Below are 693 nucleotides of genomic sequence, written 5' to 3'. Positions count from 1 at the left end.
CCCGCCCGCTCCGGCGCCGGGCTCCGCGCCCTCGACGACGCGCTGTTGCACGCCGCCGAAGCCTTCGACAGCGGCAGCACGACCAGGCCACCGCACGGGCGACGGCGGGGGCCCGTCGACGTACTGCGCACGGTGGCCGGTCCCGGCGGGCGTGAGTACGGCGTGCGGGTCGCGCTCTGCTTCGGGGCGAGCGCGGCCGTCGCGCAGGCCGTGCACCACCCGCACTGGTACTGGCTGCCCGCCACCGCCGTCTTCCTGGTCAAGCCCGACCTCGGGCCGCTGGCGTCGCGCGTCCTGTGCCGGGCCCTCGGTACGGTTCTCGGCGCCCTTCTCTTCGCGGGGCTCGCCGCCCTGCTGCCGCGGCCCGCCGGGCTCGTCGCCGTCGTCGCCGTGTGCGGCGCGCTGATCCCCGTCGCCACCCGGCACTTCGCCGCCCAGACCGCCGTGGTCACCGTGCTCGTCCTGGCGCTCGTCATGGTGGGCGGGGAGCCGCAGGCCTCCTGGGGGCGGATCGGCGAGACGCTGCTCGCCTGCGGGATCGTCCTGCTCGTCGGGCATCTGCCGTGGCCGGTGCAGCGCGGCGGCCGCGTACAGGACCGGCTCTCGGCCGCCCGTGAGTCCGCGCACGCCTATCTGCGCCACGTCCTGAGCGGCGCCGGCGAGGGTGGGCCCGTCGGAGAGGGCGGGCCCGCC

1 protein-coding gene is annotated in these 693 nt (G+C 77.6%); it reads left to right on the top strand.

Annotation, left to right across the window (positions count from 1 at the left end):
• Window positions 1–693 (top strand): FUSC family protein (locus ABD378_RS38255; protein WP_344528980.1); only part of this gene is annotated, 693 nt, incomplete at both ends.

The sequence above is a fragment of the Streptomyces rectiviolaceus genome (assembly GCF_039533825.1).
Classification (GTDB): Bacteria; Actinomycetota; Actinomycetes; order Streptomycetales; family Streptomycetaceae; genus Streptomyces; species Streptomyces rectiviolaceus.
Note: the sequence above shows the minus strand (reverse complement) of the source record. Positions and strands in the feature narration are given on the sequence as shown.